This is a genomic window from Bacillus cereus group sp. BfR-BA-01380 (assembly GCF_022663535.1).
In the GTDB taxonomy this organism is placed as follows: Bacteria; Bacillota; Bacilli; order Bacillales; family Bacillaceae_G; genus Bacillus_A; species Bacillus_A cereus_BB.
Window position 1 is genome coordinate 1 of the sequence record NZ_JAKUFS010000075.1, and the last position, 1688, is coordinate 1688.

Sequence of the window (1688 nt, forward strand, 5' to 3'; positions counted from 1 at the left end):
GAGGCCACTGAAAAAGTGAAAGCTTCTTCGATTTAATCGAAGAAGCTTTCACTTTTTATGTATAATTTTCATTTTTTTTATGAATAATGGTTGTACTAATTCTAGGTGGTGTCTCGGATGATTTCAAACCAACAATCTTTTAAGTTTAGCCCTTTCATGGCGATTTACGATATCGTCGTGCCAAAAGACAATATGCTTCGACAATTTAATGAAATGGTTGATTTTTCTTTTGTTTTAGAAGAATTGAAGGATAAATACTGTCTCGATAACGGTCGTAATGCAGTACCGCCTGTTCGTATGTTCAAGTATCTATTGTTAAAATCTATTTTTGATTTATCTGATGTGGATGTTGTTGAACGCTCAAAATATGACATGTCTTTTAAATATTTCTTAGATATGGCGCCAGAGGATATGGTAATTGACCCTAGTTCATTAACGAAGTTTCGTAAGCTTCGTTTAAAAGATGTAGGGGTACTTGACATGCTCATCCAAAAAACAGTGGAAATTGCACTAGATAAGAACTTGATTCAAAGTAAATCTATTATTGTTGACGCTACGCATACAAAGGCACGTTTCAATCAAAAATCACCAAAAGAATTTTTAATGGAGAAATCCAAACTACTCCGCAAAGCGGTTTATCGGATTGATGAAGGAATGAAAGAAAAATTCCCAGCTAAAACAACAACGAATGACTTAGCTGATGAGATTAAATACTGCCAAAAAGTCGTTCAAGTGGTAGAAAAAGAAGCGATGATTTGTGAAAATCCAAATGTGAGGGAAAAGCTCAACTATTTGAAAGAGATTGTAGAAGATCATCAAGAACACCTTCAATTTTCAGAAGATACTGATGCACGAATTGGCCATAAAACAGCCGACTCCTCTTTCTTTGGATATAAAACACATATTGCGATGAATGAAGAACGCATTATTACAGCTGCGGTGATTACAACAGGTGAGAAAAGTGATGGCAAATACCTTCAAACATTAGTGGAAAAAAGTCGTGAAACAGGAATGGAAATTGATACGGTCATTGGAGATACGGCTTATTCGGAAAAAGGGAATATTCAATATGTGAACGGACATAAATTACAATTAGTATCAAAATTAAATCCAAATATTACACAGGGTAAACGTCAAAAAGAAGATGAATTTGAGTTTAACAAGGATGCTGGCATGTACGTGTGCAAAGCTGGACATATGGCTATTCGTAAATCACGTACTGGTAAAAAGGGAACAAATAATAATCAAAAGCACACTTACTACTTTGATATCAAAAAATGCAAAGTATGTCCATTTAAAGATGGATGCTATAAAGAAGGTGCAAAAAGTAAGACGTATTCTGTCAGCATAAAATCGACAGAACACAAGGAACAACAGGCATTTCAAGAAAGTGACCACTTCAAAGAAAAGGTGAAAGAGCGTTATAAAATTGAAGCGAAAAATAGTGAACTAAAGCACAGACACGGGTACGATGTGGCCTCTTCCTCGGGTCTTATTGGTATGCAAATGCAAGGAGCGATGGCTATATTCGCTGTTAATTTAAAACGAATTATGACCCTATTAAAAGAAAAAAAGTAACAAAAATATAGAAAGAAAGGCGGCTTTTCGTTCAAAATTGAACAAAAAGCCGCCTTTCTTGTTTTACATATGTTTTATGAGATGAAAAACTTAAGTTTTTCAGTGGCCTC

At 34.8% G+C, this 1688-nt stretch carries 1 protein-coding gene; it reads left to right on the plus strand.

Going from position 1 to position 1688, the window contains the following annotated elements; genetic code table 11:
- Positions 1–117: 117 nt before the first annotated feature.
- Positions 118–1578 (plus strand): IS1182 family transposase, encoded by a 1461-nt coding sequence (locus MR076_RS25850; RefSeq protein WP_242225421.1) that lies wholly within the window; start codon positions 118–120, stop codon positions 1576–1578.
- Positions 1579–1688: the final 110 nt, after the last annotated feature.